Below are 16,599 nucleotides of genomic sequence, written 5' to 3'. Positions count from 1 at the left end.
TAACCCACACGGCCCACCCGCAGAGCCCGCTATGCCCGATCTGTCTAGCGTAAAGCCATGACAGCCCCGATACCCAGGGACATCCCGGACCTCCCCGCAGTCCCGGGCATGCCCCGACTGCTGACCTCCCCCGTCCCGGCGACGGCCGTCCTGACCCCCGTACGCCGCCCGCTGGCCGCCACCCTCCGCACCCTCACCGCGCTCCTCGCGCTGACGGGCGTGACCATCGAACTACTGACGGGCGGCGGCCCGGCCACGAGCCCCCTGAGCCACTTCACGATCCAGAGCAGCATCCTGCTGACCCTGGTCATGCTGGCCTCCGCCCGTCGTGCCTGGTCCGCCCGCCACCCCCTGCCGGGCTCCCTCACGGGTGCGGCACTGCTCTACGTCGCCGCCGGCGGCCTCGTCCACCACCTGCTCCTGGCCGACACGGCGAGCCCGTTCGCCGTACCGGACGGCACGGGCACGGGCTGGCACACGATCGCGGCCCACATCCTGAACACGGCCGTCCCCGTCGCCGCGGCCCTGGACTGGCTCCTGCTCACCACCCCCGGCCGCCTGCACCTGCGCCAGGCCGCCGCGTGGCTCCTCTACCCCCTGGCCTACCTGGCCTTCTCCCTGGCCCGCGGCGAGCTCCTCCTCCCCGGCACCCAGGACCGCTACCTCTACCCCTTCCTCGACGTCGACCAGCACGGCTACAAGGGCGTCCTCGGCAACGCCCTCCTCCTGGGCCTCTCCCTCTACGCCCTGGGTGTCCTCCTCGTGGCCCTGGACCACATCCGCCCGAACCCGCTCCGCCGCCGCAGATAAACCGGATTTCACCTCCGGCCGCCGGTGGGCTAAAGTAAACGACGTCGCCGCGACGAGCAGCGACGATCGGGGTGTGGCGCAGCTTGGTAGCGCGCTTCGTTCGGGACGAAGAGGTCGTGGGTTCAAATCCCGCCACCCCGACAGTGAAGTACCAGGTCAGGGGCCTGATCCGCTTAGCGGGTCGGGCCCCTGATTAGTTTACGGGCCTCTCTTGGGAGCCGTCTGGGAGCCGAGACCTCGACTTTCGGATACCAGACCTTGGCTCGCTGGAGGAACCATCGACTCTGACGGCGAACGCATCGCGATGCTCCGGTCCGGAGGTCGATCCGAACGGCGTCGCCTGGCGCAGGAGCGGTTACAGCAATCAGGAGGGCGGCGACTGCGTCGAGGTCGCCGACGGATTCACGGGCGTGGTGCCCGTTCGTGACAGCAAGGTTCCGGGGGGCCCGTGGTCTCCTTCGGGGACGGCTCCTGGGCCGCGTTCATAAGCGAGGTCAAGGGCGGTCGCCGCCGTCCCTGAGCCGACGGGGCGTCGGTCTGCGGCTGTTCTCCGGGTCCGCCGGTGCCTCGTCCGCGGGGTGCCGGTGGGCCACTGACCTCCCCAAAGAACCGGGGAAAGAACTTCCCGCCCACCCACCCTCCCCGCGCCGGAGGGCGCGTGTCACCCGTGCGAGTGACTGGCTTGCGGGTGCGGGATTCGGGCCGTTACGTTCGCCGCAAGAGCGCACCACCAACCCGCAACAGAGCGGCCCCCGCCCCGGATTCACCGTCCCGGACGAGGGCCTAACCGACCAGGAAGCGATACCTTCCCGATGGCTGACTCGCAGTCTAACGCGCGCCTGCGCGCCGACGCCGGAGCACCGGCCTCCGGCGTGATCCACGTACGCACCCGGCTGACGGCCGACTTCACGGTGATCTCCAACGCCCTCGCCCAGCGGCGCGGCAGCGCGGTCACGGTCGGCGTGGCCGTGTACATCCTGTCGCTGCCCACCGGCGCCCCTGTGACCATCACCGCCCTGTGCGAGCACTTCAGCGAGGGCGAGATTCTCATCTCGCGCGCCCTTCGGGAGCTGGAACCCGCCGGTTATCTGGAGCGTCGCCGGGAGCGGCTAGCCTCCGGGCAGATCCGCACCCGCACGTACTTCTACGACGTCCCCGGTGGCGACGGTCCGGACGGTCCGAACAGTCCGGACGGCCCGCCGACGCCGTCCCGGCCTCGGGAACGGCCCGTCGTACGAGAGACCGCTTCTCCTCTGCGTGAGGTGGCGCCCGCTCCCGGTGCCGAGGAGACCGAGAGCCCGGTGTCCGCGCTCGCCGACTGCGACCCGAAGGCGGTTGCCGTGCTGACCGCCCTGCGCCGGGTCGACCCCCGTCTCGTCCTGTCCGCACGGGAGGCCGCCCGCTTGGCGCCGGCCGTGGCCGAGTGGCTGGCTGCCGGAGTGGGCGCGCACGAGATCACCGAGCTGCTGACCGTACGGCTTCCCGACCGCTTCCGAGCCCGCCCGGCGAGCTTCCTCGCGTTCCGTCTGCGGGAAACGCCTCTGCCCGTGCCACCCCCGGCGCCTCTCCCTCCGGCCGTCGAGCGCCCGGCCGTGCTGCCGTTCCAGACCTGCGACGGCTGCGAGCGTGCCTTCCGCGCCCACGAACCGGGACACTGCCGGAGCTGCCGGGACCACCTCGTGGGGGAGCGACTGTGTGCGGCCGGCTGAGCCGGTGGGCGGGTGTGCCGTCCGGCCCAGGATGGCAGTCTTGATGTGCGACGATGCGAGACCCGGTATCGGGCGCGGCAGGAGGAGGTGGGGCATGGCCGACAGGTTCGAGGACGGACTTCTGACTCCCACGGAAACAGCCTCCTACCTGGAGATTCCGCAGTCGACGCTCCATTCGTGGCTGAAGGGCAGGGCTGCCGGGGCGCCACTGGTCCACCAGGTCGAGCCACCGCGCAAGGGGCAGCCCTCTGTGCCGTTCATCGCGGTGGCCGAGGCGCACGTTCTCCGTTCCCTGCGCTCCCTGGGGCTCCGGATGAGCGAGATCAGGGAAGCCGCCGCCGCCGTACGGGATGCCTTCGCCACCCCGTACGGCCTCGTGTCGAAACGGATCGCGACGGACGGCGTGGACATCTTCGTCGAGCACGGCCTCGGTGATCTCCGCAGGGCCCGCGACAGTCAGGCACCCATCCACGAGGTGGTCTCCGACTACCTCCGCTACCTGAACTGGGAACCCGACGACGACTTCCCGTCCAGCTTGCGGCTCAGGCAGTACCCGGACTCCGTACCCGTCGTGATCGACCCGAGGTTCGGGCGCGGGAGGCCCGTCGTGGCCGCCAACCGTGTCGCGGTCAAGGCCATCACCGACCTCTGGGAGGCCGGGGAGAGCGTCGAGGACATCGCGTACGACTTCGACATGACTCCGGAGCAGGTCGACGAACTGTGCCGGGCAGTGGTGCGCCTTGCCGCCTGAGTTCTTCCTCGACCGCAGTCTCGGACGTCGTGTCGCAGAAGGGCTGAGGGCGTGCGGCTGGACCGTACACCGCATCGGGGACGTCTTCGCCGACGACGGACAGGACATCGCCGACGAGGAGTGGATCGCGCACGGTCTCGACCAGTCGTGGGTGCCGCTCTCGAAGGACGGCCGGATCAAGAGCCGGGACCTGGAGATCCGGCCTGTGCTCGAGCGGGAAGCGGTGCTCTTCTATCTCGACAACCAGCAACTGCGCAGTGCCGAGATGGTGGAACGGCTCGACGCTCACCGGGAGGCGATCCATCGGGCCGTGGTCAGGGGCGGTCCGGCGGCCTACGCCGTACGGCGCGAGCGTATCGAGCGCACCTGGCCGCCCTGACCGGCGGCGCTCGTCAGCGGGTCCTCGCGGGCACCCCGAAGGCGCGGCCGGGCGCGGCGTACTCCACCGGGCCGTCGTAGCGCGTACCCGCCCGGGTCACGGCCTCCGCCGGTTCCAGGGACGGCCCGAGGTGGGTGACGACCAGGCGCCGCGCACCGGCCGTGGCCGCGCTCTCGCCCGCCTGCTCCGGGGTGTGGTGCACGGCCTCGGCGCCGGCCTGCGGCGCGCGTGCGTAGTCCGCCTCGCACAGCAGCACCGTGCAGTCGTCGGCGAGCGCGGTGAGCGCCTCGCAGGGGGCGGTGTCCCCGGAGTAGGCGAGGGCGGCTCCGGCGTCGGTCTCGATCCGGACCCCGAACGCGGGCATCCCGTGCGTCACCGCACGGCTGGTCAGTGCGAGTCCGCCGACCAGGGCGCGGTGGTGGTCGCGCAGCTCGACGATGTGGAAGGCGTCCTCGACCGGGCTCCGCCGGGGCCCGTTGGTGAGGAAGCCGGCGAGCCGGTCCGCGATTCCCGGCGGGCCGAAGAGGGGGACGGGCGCGCGGAGTTCGATGTCCGCGTAGAGGAGGCCGTAGTACGCGGTCAGCAGGTCGGCGCAGTGGTCCGCGTGCAGGTGCGAGATCCAGATGCCGTCGAGCTGGTCCAGGCGTATGTGTGCGCGCAGTGCGCCGAGCGTGCCGCTGCCGGCGTCCAGCCACAACCGGGTGCCGCCGCCCTCGACCAGGTATCCCGAGCACGGGTTCCCTGCCTGGGGGTAGGGGCTCGCGCTGCCGAGGACCGTGAATCGGAGATCGTCCGTCATGGGCGCGGAGTCTACGGGCGCCCACGGACGGGGCCGGCGGCACTCAGGCGTCCGGCGCCGCACCGGCCGCTTCCGCCCCACGTCGTCCTGCCGAAGAGGTCGCGTGGACGCGCCTGTGACCGGGTCCGTCACATATGTGTCGGCCTTGTGGCCGGTTTGCTCCTTGCCCCCCTCACCGGTGTCACATGTCATTGGCTGGAGCGTTGAGCGATCAGCAAACGGGGGGAGCCGTAAGCGTGCTGGAAGGAAGAGCCGACGGCGACGGAGCCGGGAGCGGTGCCCGCATTCGGGTGCTTCTGGCCGAGGACGCTCCTTTGATCCGTCAGGCGCTGGCGGCGCTGCTGTCCCAGGAGCCCGACATCGACATCGTGGCCGCGGTCGACCACGGAGACCTCATCGTCCCCACCGCGCTGCACACACCTCCGGACGTGGCGGTGCTCGACATCGACCTGCCCGGTACGGACGGGATCACGGCCGCCGTGGAACTGCAGGCCAAGCTGCCCTCCTGCCGCACGCTCCTGCTGACCAGCGTGGCCCGGCCGGAACACGTACGCCGTGCGCTGGCGGCCAGAGTCGCCGGATTCATCCGCAAGGACGCCCCGACCGCACGGCTGGCGGAGGACATCCGTCAGGTGGCGCAGGGCCATCGGGTGGTCGACCCGGAGCTGGTCCTGGCGGCCGCGACGGCGACGGACAATCCGCTGACACCCCGTGAGGTCTCTGTGCTGCGGCTGACGGCGCAGGGCGCGTCGACCCGGGACGTGGCCGCGCAGCTCTACATCTCGGTCGGTACGGTGCGGAACCATCTGGCGTCCGCCGTGGCCAAGACGCAGGCCCGCAGCCGGGTGGACGCGATCAGGATCTCGACCGAGGCGGGGTGGCTCTGACCACCGCCCCGTTTCCGGCGGACGCCTCCTCACGCTCCGCGTAGCCCTCGGACGGTTCGTGCTCGTCGTCGCTCCAGTGCCCCACCAGGTCGCGGTAGAGGGGCGACCGTTCCAGGACCTCGTGGTGTACGCCGCTCACCACCCGGCCGCCGTCCAGGACGAGGACGTGCCGGGCGCGACGCGCGGAACTGATGCGGTGGGCGATCACGACCAGCGACCCCGGCCGCCGGGCGAACGCCTCCTCCGCGCGTGCCTCGGCGGCGGGGTCGAGGTGACAGGTCGCCTCGTCCAGCACGACGAGGGGGGCCGGTGACAGGTACGCGCGGGCGAGCGCGATCTGCTGGCGCTCGCCCGAGGACAGCGCGGCGGGGTCGATCAGGGCGCCGATCCCACCGAGCCGGCCGACGAGTGGAGCCGCTCCCACCGCGTCCACGGCCGCCACCACCTCCTCCTCACCGGCGTCGGGTCGCAGGTAGCGCAGGTTCTCCATGAGGCCGCCCGAGAACACGTACGCCTCCTGGGGGACGAGGACGCGCCGGGCGGAGAGCTCGGCCGGGCAGAGCGCGCCCGGAGGGACGCCACCGAGCCGGATCCGGCCACTGTCGGGCTTCAGGGTGCCGCTGATCAGTCCGGCCAGCGTGGACTTGCCTATGCCGCTCGGGCCGACGACCGCGAGGTGTCCGCCCTCGCCCAGCGTGAGGTCGAGGTCCCGGAACACCGGCTCCGCCCGCGCCCCGTAGGCGAAGGTGACGGCGGTGAGCCGGACGTCGTAGGCGGTGCGGGCCGTCGTCCGCGGCCGGGGGGAGGCGTGGGCGGCGGCGCCCGGTACGGACCCGGGGGAAGCGTGAGCCGCGGCGCCCGGTACGGGCCGGGGGGACGGGGGCGGTGGCGGGTACGCCTCGCGGATGCGGCGCAGTGCCACCGCGAGTCGCAGGCCGCTGCCGCCCAGCCCCTGGATGAGCGACCGGACCGCCGGCTGCAGGCCGCCCGTCACGTACGTCGCCGCTCCCAGCACGGCACCGGTGGACAGCCCGCCGGCGCGCAGCCCGGGAGCGGCCGCCAGCAGCAGAAGCAGGGGCAGCCAGCCCGCGACGGCCAGGCACAGCACACGGGCCGGCATCAGGGCCGCGAGCCGTCGGCCGGCGGCCGCCTGGGCGTCGACGCGTTCCAGGAGCTCGTCCCGCACGCCCGCCTCCGCCCCGCAGGCCACGATGTCCCGGCCGGCCGCGCATGCGGCGCCGGCCGCTTCCGCGACGCGTTCGTCCGCGACGATGACGTCCCGCTGCGCGCCTGCCATCCGGCGCAGCAACGCCAGGAAGAGACCGAGACCGGCGAGGAGCGGCGGCACGACGAGCAGCAGGACGAGCGGCGCGAGGAACACCATGCCGAGGAGGGCGCCGCCCACGGTGAGGAGGAAGCCGCGTACGACCATGAGGACGCCCGCGTAGGCCTCGCGCACCATCTCGACCTGGAGGGTGAGCCGGGAGATGCCCGACGCGTCGACGGGGTGCCCCGACACGGCCTGGCGCAGGGAGCCGTCGGCCACCTGGCGCACGAGGTCGTCCCGGAAGGGCTCGACCACTTCGGCGAGCAGGGGGTAGGCCTGCCGGGTCCCCCAGGCTCCGGCGAAGACGCCGAGCCCCATCAGGGCGAGCCAGGCCAGTCCCCGCGCCGGGTGCCCCGCCGCGAAGCCGTGGTCGATCGCGCGGGCCACGAGGTGGCCGGCGAGCAGCGCGGGAACGGCTTCGACCAGGGACCAAAGGATCAGCCGGAGCAGACGGCCGGGGCGTGCCCGGAGGGGGGCCACGAGAAGAGGGAGCAGTGCCTCGCCCCCGGGTTCCGCGCTCACGGCGTCACCTCCCCGACGGCGTCGGTGCCGCGGAACACGCGCCGGTACTCCGGTTCCGCGCGCCACAGTTCAGGGTGCGGGCCGACGCGGCGCACCCGTCCTCCGTCGAGCCACGCGACGGTGTCCGCGCGGGCCGCGGTGGCCGCCCGATGGGCGACGACGACGCGGGTGCGGTCGCGCAGTGTTCCAGTGAGGACCCGGCTGACGCGGTGCTCGGTGACCGTGTCCAGGCTGGACGTGGCGTCGTCGAGGACGAGCAGCCGTCCGGAGTGCGCGAACGCCCTGGCCAGACCGATGCGTTGTACCTCTCCTCCGGACAGGGCCGCGTCGGCCGACGCGGTCCGGTATTCGTCCGGCAGGCGTCGGACGAAGCCGTCCGCGTCGGCGGCGCGGGCCGCGTGCACGATGTGCTCGGCCGGTGTCCGGCCGGCCGGCCGGCCGGTGCCGCGCGCGATCGCGTCGCCGAGCGTCTCGCCGAAGAGCACCGGTCGTTCGAAGGCGTAGGCGACGGCGGCACGCAGGTCGCGGTGGGTCAGACGGCTCAGCGGCACGCCGTCGAGGACGACCGTCCCGGCGTCCGGGTCCGCCAGCCGGCCGGCGACGGCGGCGAGCAGCGACTTCCCCGATCCCGAGGTGCCGACGAGTGCCACGCACGAGCCTCCGGGAACGGTCAGATCGACTCCGTCCAGGACGCGTTCGCCGCCGGCGACCACCCGGACTCCCCGGAGTTCCAGGCGGCCCGGACCGGCCGGCAGCGGTTGGTCGCCGTACTCCATGACGGGTTGTGCCAGCGCCCCGCGGACCCGCTCGGCGCCGGCCCGTGCCCTGGCCAGCCGGCCCAGCAGCATCGTCGTCATGCCGATCCCGCTGCCGATGGCGACGTACTGCGCGGCGGCCAGCATCTCGCCCGCGGTGATGCGGCCGGCGGCGAGAGCGAAGCCCGCCACGGACAGGACCGCGATCTCCAGGAGCGGGGTGAGCAGCGCGGACCGGCCGGCCGCCCTGGTCTGCGCCTGCCACATGCCGTGCCCCAGCCGGCCCAGTTCGGGCAGCGCGCGCAGCACCCTTCGGGTCTCGGCCCCGGCCGTGCCCGCGGCGGCGATGGTGCGGCGTCCCGAGAGGGCCTCCAGCAGGTCGGTCGCGAGGCGGCCCTGCGTCTCCTGGTACCGGGTGGACACGTCGGAGATGTCCCGGGTGAACGTGCGCAGGAGCAGGACGACGGCGGGGAAGCCCAGCAGGAAGGTGCCGGCGAGCCAGGGGTCGATGAGCCAGAGGGCGACGACGCCGCCGACGGCGGGCACGACCGACAGCGCCGCGCGGACGATTACGGCGGCGACGGCGCCCGCCTCGCCCGCGGCGCCCACCAGGCGGCTCACCATGTCGCCCGCGGTCGCGCGGGGCCCGCCGGGGCCCGCCCACGAGAGCAGGGGCGTGAGCATCGAGCTTCGCAGGAGGGCCGTGCCCCGGGCGGCGCCCGCTCCGGCGGCCAGTTCGAACAGCGCGTCGGCGGTGACCATGGCGACCACGGCCACCAGGCAGCCGATCACCCATTCGCTCGCGGCACCGCCGTCGAGCGCGGAATCCAGGGCCTTGCCGAGGAAAGCCGGAAAGAGGATCTGCGCCGCGGTCGAGAGGGTGGCCGTGACAATGAGTACGACGGTCCAGACGCCGCCTTCCCGCGCGGTGCGCAGCAGAATGCGCTCTGCCGTGCGCCCCGGGACCGGGGTTACGCTCTTCAGCGGCTGACTCGTGGTCAATGGACTGCTCCTTGCACGAGGTGCCACGGTCGGCCCGGATGGAACACGAACCGGCCGGCGGGTGATTGCCGCACCCGCCGACCGGGTTCGTTCACGGCTCGGCAGCCGCGTCAGGTGCTGTCAGCCCGCGGTGTCCACGGGCTCGGTCCGGCTGGATCAGCAGAAGACCCAGCTGGCGTCCGAGCAGTGCTGGCTCTTGCCGCTGCCGAGCACCGTCTCCTCCGAGGACTCGGTGGGCAGTTCCATCTCCTGAAGGTCGAGCAGAGACATGCTGTGTCCTTTCGTCGATGTGAGCCGGCCGATGTGCACCGGTCGATGTGTGCCATGCGTGGTCACCGGCCGTGTCGTACCGGCCGGGGTGTGCCGGTCGTACGGTGGGCCGGATCAGCAGAAGACCCAGCTGGCGTCCGAGCAGTGCTGGCTCTTGCCGCTGCCGAGCACCGTCTCCTCCGAGGACTCGGTGGGCAGTTCCATCTCCTGAAGGTCGAGCAGGGACATACAGATCACCTCCTTCGTGCGCGGATGCGCGTGCCCGCGCCGCGGGCGCCCTCCGTGGTCGGCGGGCAGGTCAAGGGGTCAGGGAGTCACAGGAACGGCAGGTGGGCCGGGCCGGTGTGCAGGGCGGAGCCGAGCGCCAGCAGGACGCCGGCGGAGCCGGTCGCGAGGTCCATCGAGAGCCTCAGCAACTGCTCGCCCGGGAAGGCGAGATGCCCCTGGTACTCCAGTGCGTGCCAGGACAGCGCGTCGATCTGTGCGGCGACGAGCGGATCGTCGGACGGCCTGCGCCGCGGTGACACGGCGGCGAGGTGGGCGAGGATGCCCGCCCGGCCGTTGAAGAGTCCGGTCTGGACGTAGAAGCGGGAGCTGGACGAGACCAGCGCGCCCGAGGCCGCCGTACGGAAGCGTTCGTCGTCGCGGTGGGCACCGTAGAGGTCCAGGACCATGGCCAGTCCGGCGCCGCCCTCGGCGAGATACGGCAGCGAGCGCCAGCCCTCGTTGACGTGGAGGGCCCCGTCGTCACGGACCACGCAGCGGCGCAGGTCCTGGCGGAGTGCCGTCGCCGCGAGGTCGAGGAACGTTTCCTCACCGGTGGCCTCGTAACAGCGTACGAAGAGCAGGGCCGGCCCCGACGAACCGTGCATGAGGCCCGCTTTCGGATGGGGGCCGCCGCTCACCTCGGGTACGTCCGTCTCGGAGCCGAGCCGTTCCGCGACGGTGCGGGCCACGTCGAGGGCCGCGTCACGCAAGGTGCCGTCCCCCGTCGTCCCGGCGAAGTGGAGCAGGTTGAGGCCGACTCCGGCCAGGCCGCTGTACAGGTCCGTACCGAGGCGCTGCCACCGCTCGTCCAGGCAGCGGGCCAGGACCCGCCTGGCCTCGGCGCGGTGCCCCAGGTGCTCCAGGGTGTACGCCACCCCGTGGAGTCCGTCGTAGAAGCCGATCCGCGCCCGCTGCTCCTTGCGCAGCGCCCGTTCCAGCAGCCACTGTTCGTGCTCGGGGTGGCGGCCCGCGCCGGTGACGTCCAGGGCGTACAGGACGCCCGCCGCGCCGTGGGCCAGGTTGAGCGCGCCGGTGGTGAACTGCGCGATGTCACCGGGGAACAGCCGGTCGTCGCGGTCCGGGGTGGCGGCGGCCAGGATCGCGTTGGCCAGTGAGCCGCGTACGGCGGGCCAGGCCGTCCGGTCGGGCCGGGGGCGGGGCGGCCGGCCGTCCCGCCCCCGGGGCTCACCGGCGGCGCCGCCGGCCCCGTCCGTCGGGCGCCCGCCCCCGGCCCGGCCGTCGCCCGCGGCCGGGTTCTCGCCGAGGATCTCGCGCACCGCCGGGTCCAGGAACTCCCGGGGTACCGGGAACTGCGCGGCGATCTCGTCGGCCAGTTCCGCCGCCTTGCCCAGGTCCAGCCGCAGCAGTGCGGTCAGCGGCAGGAACACCGCGAGCTTGATGCAGGCCAGGGCGTAGGTGTCCGCCGCGAATCCGGTGCGGTCGCGGGGCGCGGCGTACGCGGGATGCCCCAGCATCCGTACCGCCTCGTCCTCGACCGGCGTCGCCACCTCGAAGTCGATCAGTCCGATCCGGCCGTCGTCGCCGACCATGACGTTGTAGGGGTGCAGGTCACCGAAGACGATCCCGCGGGCGTGCAACGAGGCGACCGCCCGCTCCACCGCCTCGCACACGCCCATCGCCCACCGCGTGTAGCCGGCGATCGCGGCCGGGTCGGCCCGCGGGCCGGTCTCCGGGTACGTCTGTCCGAAGTACTTGCTCAGCGGCTTGCCCTCGACGAGCTCCTGGGCGAGGAAGTGGTGGTCGCCCACGGTGAAGTAGTCGAGGACCGCAGGGACCGCGTCGAGGCCGGCGAGCCGTTCGAGGATGTCCCGTTCCCCCTGGAGCCGGGTCACGGCGTCCCTCCCGTCGGCCGTCAGCCCCGCGTACGGGCGGGCCTCCTTGAGGATCACCTCCCGGCCGGTGCGGGTGTCCTCGGCGACGTAGACACCGCCGCCGTTGGAGAAGTGCACCGGGCGGCGGACGGCGTAGGGAAGTCCGGCCAGGGAGTGGGCGTGCCGGGCCTCTGCGTGCGGCTCGAGGAACTCCGGCAGCGTCACCCAGTCGGGGACGTGGAAGCCGGGCCGGCGCCGGTCGGGCACGAGCGTGCCGTCCGGCCGCTCGACGGCGGGCTCCAGGACGCCCTTCTCCGAGACGACGTGGCGTTCGACGAAACCGCCGTAGCGCACGTACAACGGTCCCTGGTTCCAGCGCAGGTCGCTGAGAATGTAGGCGCCGGGCTCCCCGCCGACGACGGCGTCGACACCGTCGAGCACCTCACGCAACTCCGCCTCGTCCGCCGGATAGACGGTGACGAATTTCCCGCTGCCACCCCGGGGCGCGTATTTCATGTTCCGCAGCTGCAGGATGTGTCGGCCGCGCAGGAACTTGAACGGTATTTCGCGGGGAACGCAGAAGTCCCAGACCGCGTCGAGGATCTTCTCGGCGTTGTCCTGGCACCCGGAGGCGTGGATCTTCCAGCCCTGGGACGGCCGGCGCGTGCCTTCCGGGGTGCAGACCAGCCAGTCGTCCTGGACGACCTTCCGCCACCCCTCGGGCAGCTCCCGATCGGCGGCGGCGAAGGAGTACTGCCCTTCGCGCACCTGCCACGGCGAGTCGAAGAACGTTCGGTCGGCCATGCAATACGCGTCGTACCGCATCCCTGAGTCCCCCCGGATCCTCGTACTCCCGCATTCGGTTTCCTCGAACGACTGGAAACATTTCACACCCCGAACAACCGCACCAGTACACAACGCCCAAGTTGAACCGTGAAAAACGCATGGTTCGAGGTACGTGAATCGGCCAAACTCCTTGTCACGCAGGAGTTATGCCATCCGCGGCCGGGGCCTTCGATACCCTTTCGGAGCCCATTCAGGGGAATTCCGTCCGCTTCGAGAGGCACCCGTGATTCGACTCGCATGGCGGACCCTTTCGGGCCGCAGGGCAGGCTGGGCGGCGAGTTTCGTCGCGCTTGTCCTGGCACTGGTCATGACGACGGCGTGTGCCGTGCTCCTGGAGTCGAGCACCCGCGCCGCCTCCCCCACCGAGCGGTACGCGGGAACGGACGTGGTCGTCGGCGGGCAGCCCTTCGTGCCCAGGGCGCGGGAACTCCTGACGGTGCTGGGCGCCCTGCCGTCCGTCGAGCGGTCCGTCCCGGAGCTGTCGTTTCCCACGGCGGCGGTGGACGCGGCCGGTGAGCCGGTGGACGCGCCCTGGGACGGACCGTCCCTCGGGCACTCGTGGGAGAGCGCCGCCCTCGGCTCCTTTGCCCTGCGACGGGGCCGTGCCCCCTCCGACGACGCGGAGGTCGTGCTGGACGGCGCCCTCGCCGGACGCCTGGGCGTCGGCGCGGGCGGCACCGTACGGCTGACCGGCCCGGACGGGCCCCGCACGTACCACGTGTCCGGCGTCGCCGACCCGCCCCGCCCGCTGGACCGCCAGTACGCGGTGTTCCACACGCCCCGGCAGGCGGAGCGGCTCGCGGGTTCCGCCCAGCCGGTGCGTGCCATCGGCGTGCTGGCGAAGGCGGGGACGGACCCGGCGGCCCTGCGGCGGCAGGTGGAGCAGCGGGTCACGGCGCTGTACGGGGAGGCCGGCGCGTCGGTCGTGGTGGCCTCCGGTGCCGGGCGGGCGGACGCGGAGTTCTGGGACGTGCCGTCCCCGGCGTCGGTGCTCTCCTCGCTCGTCGGCACGTTCGGGGTGCTCTCGCTCTTCGTCGCGGGCTTCGTCGTCTCCGGCACCCTGTCCCTCGCGGTCGCCGGGCGGCTGACGGAGATCGGCCTGCTGCGGGCCGTCGCGGCCACCAGGGGGCAGGTCCGCCGGATGATCGCCGTCGAAGCCCTTCTGGTGACCGCGGCGGCGGCACTCGTCGGCGTACCGGGTGGCATCGGCGTGGCGCTGCTCCTGCACCGGGTGCTGGTGGACGGGGAGGTGCTGCCCCCGTCGTTCGCCCTGTCCGTGGGGCCTCTCGCTCCGTGGCTGACCGTCGTCCTGGCCGCGGCCGTCGCCCAGTTCGCGTCGTTCGCCGCCGCCCGGCGCGCTTCCCGGGTACGGCCGGTGGAGGTGCTGCGCGAGTCGGCCGCGCCCGCGCCGAGGACCGGACGGCGGCGCGTGCTGCTCGGCGTGTGCGTGCTCGCCGGGGCGGGCGTCTGTCTGGGCGCGGTGGCCTCGGGCCGCCTGGACGGGGGTGGCGGGACGGCCGAGAGCATGGTGCTGGTGCTGATCCTGGGCGTGGCGCTGCTGGCACCGCTGATCTGCCGCGCCGCCGGTGCCGTTCTGCTGGCTCCCGCGCAGTCGCTCCTGCCCGGGGAGGGCGCGCTCGCGGCCCGCAACCTCCGGCGGCAGAACGCGCGGCTGGCGTCCGTCGTGACGCCGCTCGTGCTGGCCGTCTCCCTCACCGGCACCCTGCTCTGCGTGCCCCTGATCACGGCGGAGGGTGCGCAGCGGGCGGACCGGCAGCGCGTCCTCGCCGACCATGTCGTGACTTCTGCCGGGCCGGGCATCGCACCCGGTTACGCGGAGCGGGCCGCCCGTCTGCCCGGGGTGGCGGCGGCCTCCGGGCAGCTGTCCCTGGACGGCGAGCTGAGCCGCGCCGGCGCCGACGACACCGCCGCGGTCATCGGCGCGGGCCTGGTCGCGATGCGGGCCGACGCGGTGCCGCAACTGCTCGACCTGGGGGTCCGCGCGGGCTCCGTCGCCCGGCTCGGCGCGGCCTCCGTGGCACTCGGCGACGGCGCCGCCCGGAACCTGGGCGTGGCGGTGGGCGACCGGGTCCGCGTCGACTGGGACGACGGCACCCGGGACACGTTCCGCGTCGCGGCCGTCTACTCCCGCGACGAGGGGTTCGCCGACGCACTGCTGCCGTTCACCCCGGCGGCCCGGCACGCGGCCGACCCCTTGCAGGACACCGTCCTCGTACGGGCCGCCGCCGGAGCCGACCGCGACAGGGTCGGACGAGGGCTGGAGGCCCTCGCCGCGGAGTTCCCTGGCGCGCGGGTCGGCGGCGAGGGCACGCGGAACACAGGGAGCGCTTCGGGCTCCACGGAGGCGGCCGGCCTGTTCGTCCTGCTGCTGCTGGTCATGATCAACGCGTTCACCGCCATCGCCGTCGTCAACACCCTGGGCATGGCGACGGCGAGCCGCCGGCGGGAGTTCGCCCTGCTGCGACTGGCCGGCGCGCAGCCCTCGCAGGTGCTGCGGATGCTGGCCTGGGAGGCCGTGCTCACCTGCGTGGTCGCACTGTCGCTGGCCACGCTGGTCTGCGCGGCGGTGCTGGTGCCGCTCAGTACGGCGCTCACCGGCTCGGTCGTCCCCGCCCTGGCCGGAAGGCCGTTGGCCGCGCTGGCCGCCGGCACACCCGTCGTGACCGTCCTGACGGTCACCCTGGTCGGCGCAACAGCCATGCGGCGTGCCGTCCGAGCGGCGGGAGGGCTGGCCGGGGCCGTCTCCTGAGCCGTTCCTCCCTGCCTCCGTTCCAGCGAGCCTCCATGTCTGCGGCCTCGAGGCGCCTCACACCGGGACCGGTGCGGCAGCCGGTCGTGGGCGGCGCCGACGGGGGCTGGCCTCCGGCGCCGGTCACTGACGGCCTGGGCTCCTGTCCCCCGCGGTGGCAGGCGTGGCAGGCACCGTGGGCGTTCCCCCGGGCGTCTCGTGTGCCGTGCGCGGCAGGGCCACCGCGATCCGGAACCCACCCGTGCCGTCCGCTCCGGCACTGAGCCGGCCGCCCAGTTCGGCGACCCGCTCGCGGAGGTTGCGCAGACCGCTGCCGCCCACGCCCTGTGGGTCAGGGGTGCCGACGTGCTGCTGTCCCGCCTCGCCCGGAGCGACCCCGTCGTTGGTCACTTCCAGGTGTGCCCACGCACCGTCGGGCCGGCCGTTGTCCACGGTGAGGCGGATGGCGCACTGCCGGGCCTTGCTGTGCCGCAGCGCGTTGGTGACTCCCTCCCTGACCACGATGGCCAGGGTCTCGTCGACGGACCCGGGCAGGGCGGCCTCGGCCAGTTCGACATCGACGGTCACACCGAGGGACTGCAGCAGCGCGGCGGTGGTCCGCGCCTCCCGTTCCAGGGACAGCATGCGGTACCCGGCGGATACGGCCCGTACCTCCGTCAGGGCGTGGCGTGCCAGCGCCTGCGTCCGGACCAGCTCCTCCTCGGCACGCTGGGGATCACTGCGTACGAGCCACTGGATGCCCTCGCACTGGAGCGCCACCGCCGTCAGCGAGTAGCCGCACAGGTCGTGCAGGTCGCGGGCGAAGCGCAGCCGTTCACGGTCGACTGCGCGCCGGGCCAGTTCGGCGCGGGCGGCCTGCAGTTCCTCGGCCAGGTCCGCGAGTCGCACCACGCCGAACAGGGCCAGGCCGCCCACCGCGTGGGACACCGCCGAGTTGAGGCCTTGGCCCGTCGTCTCGCCGATGGCCAGGGCGAGGGGCATCTGGAGGCCGGCCAGTACGGCGAAGGTGATCCACGCGTGCGGCACCGGAGTCGTCAGCAGCACCGCGGCGGCGAGCGACCCCGGGATGCCGACCCAGGTGTCCTGGAAGAAGCAGTACGGCACGTAGGTCAAAGCTCCGTGCGCGACGAGCGACCACGGCCACCACGGTCTGCGACGGCGCACGGCCGCGCGGGCGGAGTGGCGCAGGTGCAGCCCCAGGGTCGCCGCCAGAATGGCCGACGCCACCACCAGGTGGCGGAGTCCGTCGCGATTGGCGGCCGTTGCCGCCACCGACGCGACGAAGAAGCCGACGGAGACCAGACAGACGATGACCCGCGTGACCCGCGGGCTGTTCCCTTCCTCCCGCATGTCCCCCCTCTTGAGGTGTCCCCTTTCACCTCACAGGCGAGGATACGCAACCGGCGGTGGAGGCGGGCTCGTCGCGTCGTGGGAGCCGCGCTCGCGGTGGGTGGCGCGGCCCCGACGTGTGCGTACTCCCGGTGGTGTCAGCGGGGCGCTCGTGCCGTGGACCGGGACGGCGGTGTGTCTGGTTCCGATTCCGGTTCCGAGTCCGTATCCGGCTCTGGGTCGCCGTGTTCGCCGTGTTCGCCGAGCCGGCGGGCGGGTCTGCCGCGTCGGCCGATGGCGCGCAGGCGGCGTTCCGCGGCCTCCCGGGTGTGGAGGGTGGTGAT

14 protein-coding genes and 1 tRNA gene are annotated in these 16,599 nt (G+C 73.2%); 8 read left to right on the top strand and 7 right to left on the bottom strand.

Going from position 1 to position 16,599, the window contains the following annotated elements; genetic code table 11:
* Positions 1 to 57 precede the first annotated feature (57 nt).
* The 6 genes from ACH4F2_RS14470 (at position 58) to ACH4F2_RS14445 (ending at position 3,649) form a co-directional block, all read left to right on the top strand.
* Positions 58 to 810, top strand: a complete 753-nt coding sequence (locus ACH4F2_RS14470; RefSeq protein ID WP_398133032.1) for a Pr6Pr family membrane protein — start codon at positions 58 to 60, stop codon at positions 808 to 810.
* A gap of 67 nt (positions 811 to 877) precedes the next feature.
* A tRNA-Pro gene (locus ACH4F2_RS14465) sits at positions 878 to 951 on the top strand.
* Between the two features lie 107 nt (positions 952 to 1,058).
* Positions 1,059 to 1,298, top strand: a complete 240-nt coding sequence (locus tag ACH4F2_RS14460; RefSeq protein ID WP_398133095.1) for a DUF397 domain-containing protein — start codon at positions 1,059 to 1,061, stop codon at positions 1,296 to 1,298.
* Positions 1,299 to 1,622: 324 nt separating this feature from the next.
* Positions 1,623 to 2,519: a hypothetical protein gene (locus tag ACH4F2_RS14455; protein WP_398133031.1), complete on the top strand. Its 897-nt coding sequence runs from the start codon at positions 1,623 to 1,625 to the stop codon at positions 2,517 to 2,519.
* 94 nt (positions 2,520 to 2,613) lie between these two features.
* Complete coding sequence (locus ACH4F2_RS14450) at positions 2,614 to 3,270, top strand: DUF433 domain-containing protein (RefSeq protein WP_398133030.1); 657 nt, start codon at positions 2,614 to 2,616, stop codon at positions 3,268 to 3,270.
* Positions 3,260 to 3,649 carry a toxin-antitoxin system, toxin component, PIN family protein gene (locus ACH4F2_RS14445; protein WP_398133029.1) on the top strand — a complete coding sequence of 130 codons (390 nt, stop codon included), beginning with the start codon at positions 3,260 to 3,262 and terminating at the stop codon, positions 3,647 to 3,649. Before ACH4F2_RS14450 ends, ACH4F2_RS14445 begins: the two co-directional genes overlap by 11 nt.
* Before the next feature lie 13 nt (positions 3,650 to 3,662).
* Here ACH4F2_RS14445 and ACH4F2_RS14440 read toward each other — a convergent pair whose 3' ends face one another.
* Entirely contained in the window at positions 3,663 to 4,448 is a 786-nt protein-coding gene (locus ACH4F2_RS14440; protein ID WP_398133028.1) for an MBL fold metallo-hydrolase, read from the bottom strand.
* A gap of 236 nt (positions 4,449 to 4,684) precedes the next feature.
* On the opposite strand from ACH4F2_RS14440, the gene ACH4F2_RS14435 reads away from it, so the two are divergent.
* Complete coding sequence (locus tag ACH4F2_RS14435) at positions 4,685 to 5,335, top strand: DNA-binding response regulator (RefSeq protein WP_398133027.1); 651 nt, start codon at positions 4,685 to 4,687, stop codon at positions 5,333 to 5,335.
* Here ACH4F2_RS14435 and ACH4F2_RS14430 read toward each other — a convergent pair.
* The 5 genes from ACH4F2_RS14430 to lanKC all read right to left on the bottom strand — a co-directional run bounded on the left by ACH4F2_RS14430 (position 5,304) and on the right by lanKC (position 12,135).
* Complete coding sequence (locus tag ACH4F2_RS14430; RefSeq protein WP_398133026.1) at positions 5,304 to 7,184, bottom strand: ATP-binding cassette domain-containing protein; 1,881 nt, start codon at positions 7,182 to 7,184, stop codon at positions 5,304 to 5,306. The genes ACH4F2_RS14435 and ACH4F2_RS14430 overlap by 32 nt on opposite strands.
* The gene (locus ACH4F2_RS14425) at positions 7,181 to 8,941 is read right to left on the bottom strand and encodes an ATP-binding cassette domain-containing protein (protein ID WP_398133025.1); all 1,761 of its coding nucleotides are present in this window, start codon (positions 8,939 to 8,941) and stop codon (positions 7,181 to 7,183) included. Before ACH4F2_RS14425 ends, ACH4F2_RS14430 begins: the two co-directional genes overlap by 4 nt.
* Before the next feature lie 156 nt (positions 8,942 to 9,097).
* Entirely contained in the window at positions 9,098 to 9,211 is a 114-nt protein-coding gene (locus ACH4F2_RS14420; protein WP_398133024.1) for a SapB/AmfS family lanthipeptide, read from the bottom strand.
* A gap of 114 nt (positions 9,212 to 9,325) precedes the next feature.
* The gene (locus ACH4F2_RS14415) at positions 9,326 to 9,439 is read right to left on the bottom strand and encodes a SapB/AmfS family lanthipeptide (RefSeq protein WP_398133024.1); all 114 of its coding nucleotides are present in this window, start codon (positions 9,437 to 9,439) and stop codon (positions 9,326 to 9,328) included.
* An 86-nt stretch (positions 9,440 to 9,525) separates the two neighbouring features.
* Entirely contained in the window at positions 9,526 to 12,135 is a 2,610-nt protein-coding gene (lanKC, locus tag ACH4F2_RS14410) for a class III lanthionine synthetase LanKC (RefSeq protein WP_398133023.1), read from the bottom strand.
* A 133-nt stretch (positions 12,136 to 12,268) separates the two neighbouring features.
* Between lanKC and ACH4F2_RS14405 the strand changes: the two genes are divergently transcribed.
* Complete coding sequence (locus ACH4F2_RS14405; RefSeq protein ID WP_398133022.1) at positions 12,269 to 14,926, top strand: ABC transporter permease; 2,658 nt, start codon at positions 12,269 to 12,271, stop codon at positions 14,924 to 14,926.
* A 123-nt stretch (positions 14,927 to 15,049) separates the two neighbouring features.
* Here the strand turns inward: ACH4F2_RS14405 and ACH4F2_RS14400 are convergent, their stop codons facing one another.
* Positions 15,050 to 16,276, bottom strand: coding sequence for a sensor histidine kinase (locus ACH4F2_RS14400; protein ID WP_398133021.1), 1,227 nt, complete (start codon positions 16,274 to 16,276; stop codon positions 15,050 to 15,052).
* Between the last annotated feature and the right edge of the window lie 323 nt (positions 16,277 to 16,599).

The organism is Streptomyces sp. NPDC017890 (assembly GCF_044328675.1).
Classification (GTDB): Bacteria; Actinomycetota; Actinomycetes; order Streptomycetales; family Streptomycetaceae; genus Streptomyces.
The sequence above is the reverse complement of the archived record's forward strand: the minus strand, read 5'-3'. Positions and strand labels throughout refer to the sequence as shown.

Excerpts from the sequence above, each read along its gene's own strand:
- ACH4F2_RS14470 (WP_398133032.1), top strand. The coding sequence starts at position 58 with ATGACAGCCCCGATACCCAGGGACATCCCGGACCTCCCCGCAGTCCCG.
- ACH4F2_RS14455 (WP_398133031.1), top strand. The coding sequence starts at position 1,623 with ATGGCTGACTCGCAGTCTAACGCGCGCCTGCGCGCCGACGCCGGAGCA.
- ACH4F2_RS14450 (WP_398133030.1), top strand. The coding sequence starts at position 2,614 with ATGGCCGACAGGTTCGAGGACGGACTTCTGACTCCCACGGAAACAGCC.
- ACH4F2_RS14440 (WP_398133028.1), bottom strand. The coding sequence starts at position 4,448 with ATGACGGACGATCTCCGATTCACGGTCCTCGGCAGCGCGAGCCCCTAC.
- ACH4F2_RS14420 (WP_398133024.1), bottom strand. The coding sequence starts at position 9,211 with ATGTCTCTGCTCGACCTTCAGGAGATGGAACTGCCCACCGAGTCCTCG.
- ACH4F2_RS14415 (WP_398133024.1), bottom strand. The coding sequence starts at position 9,439 with ATGTCCCTGCTCGACCTTCAGGAGATGGAACTGCCCACCGAGTCCTCG.
- lanKC (WP_398133023.1), bottom strand. The coding sequence starts at position 12,135 with ATGCGGTACGACGCGTATTGCATGGCCGACCGAACGTTCTTCGACTCG.
- ACH4F2_RS14400 (WP_398133021.1), bottom strand. The coding sequence starts at position 16,276 with ATGCGGGAGGAAGGGAACAGCCCGCGGGTCACGCGGGTCATCGTCTGT.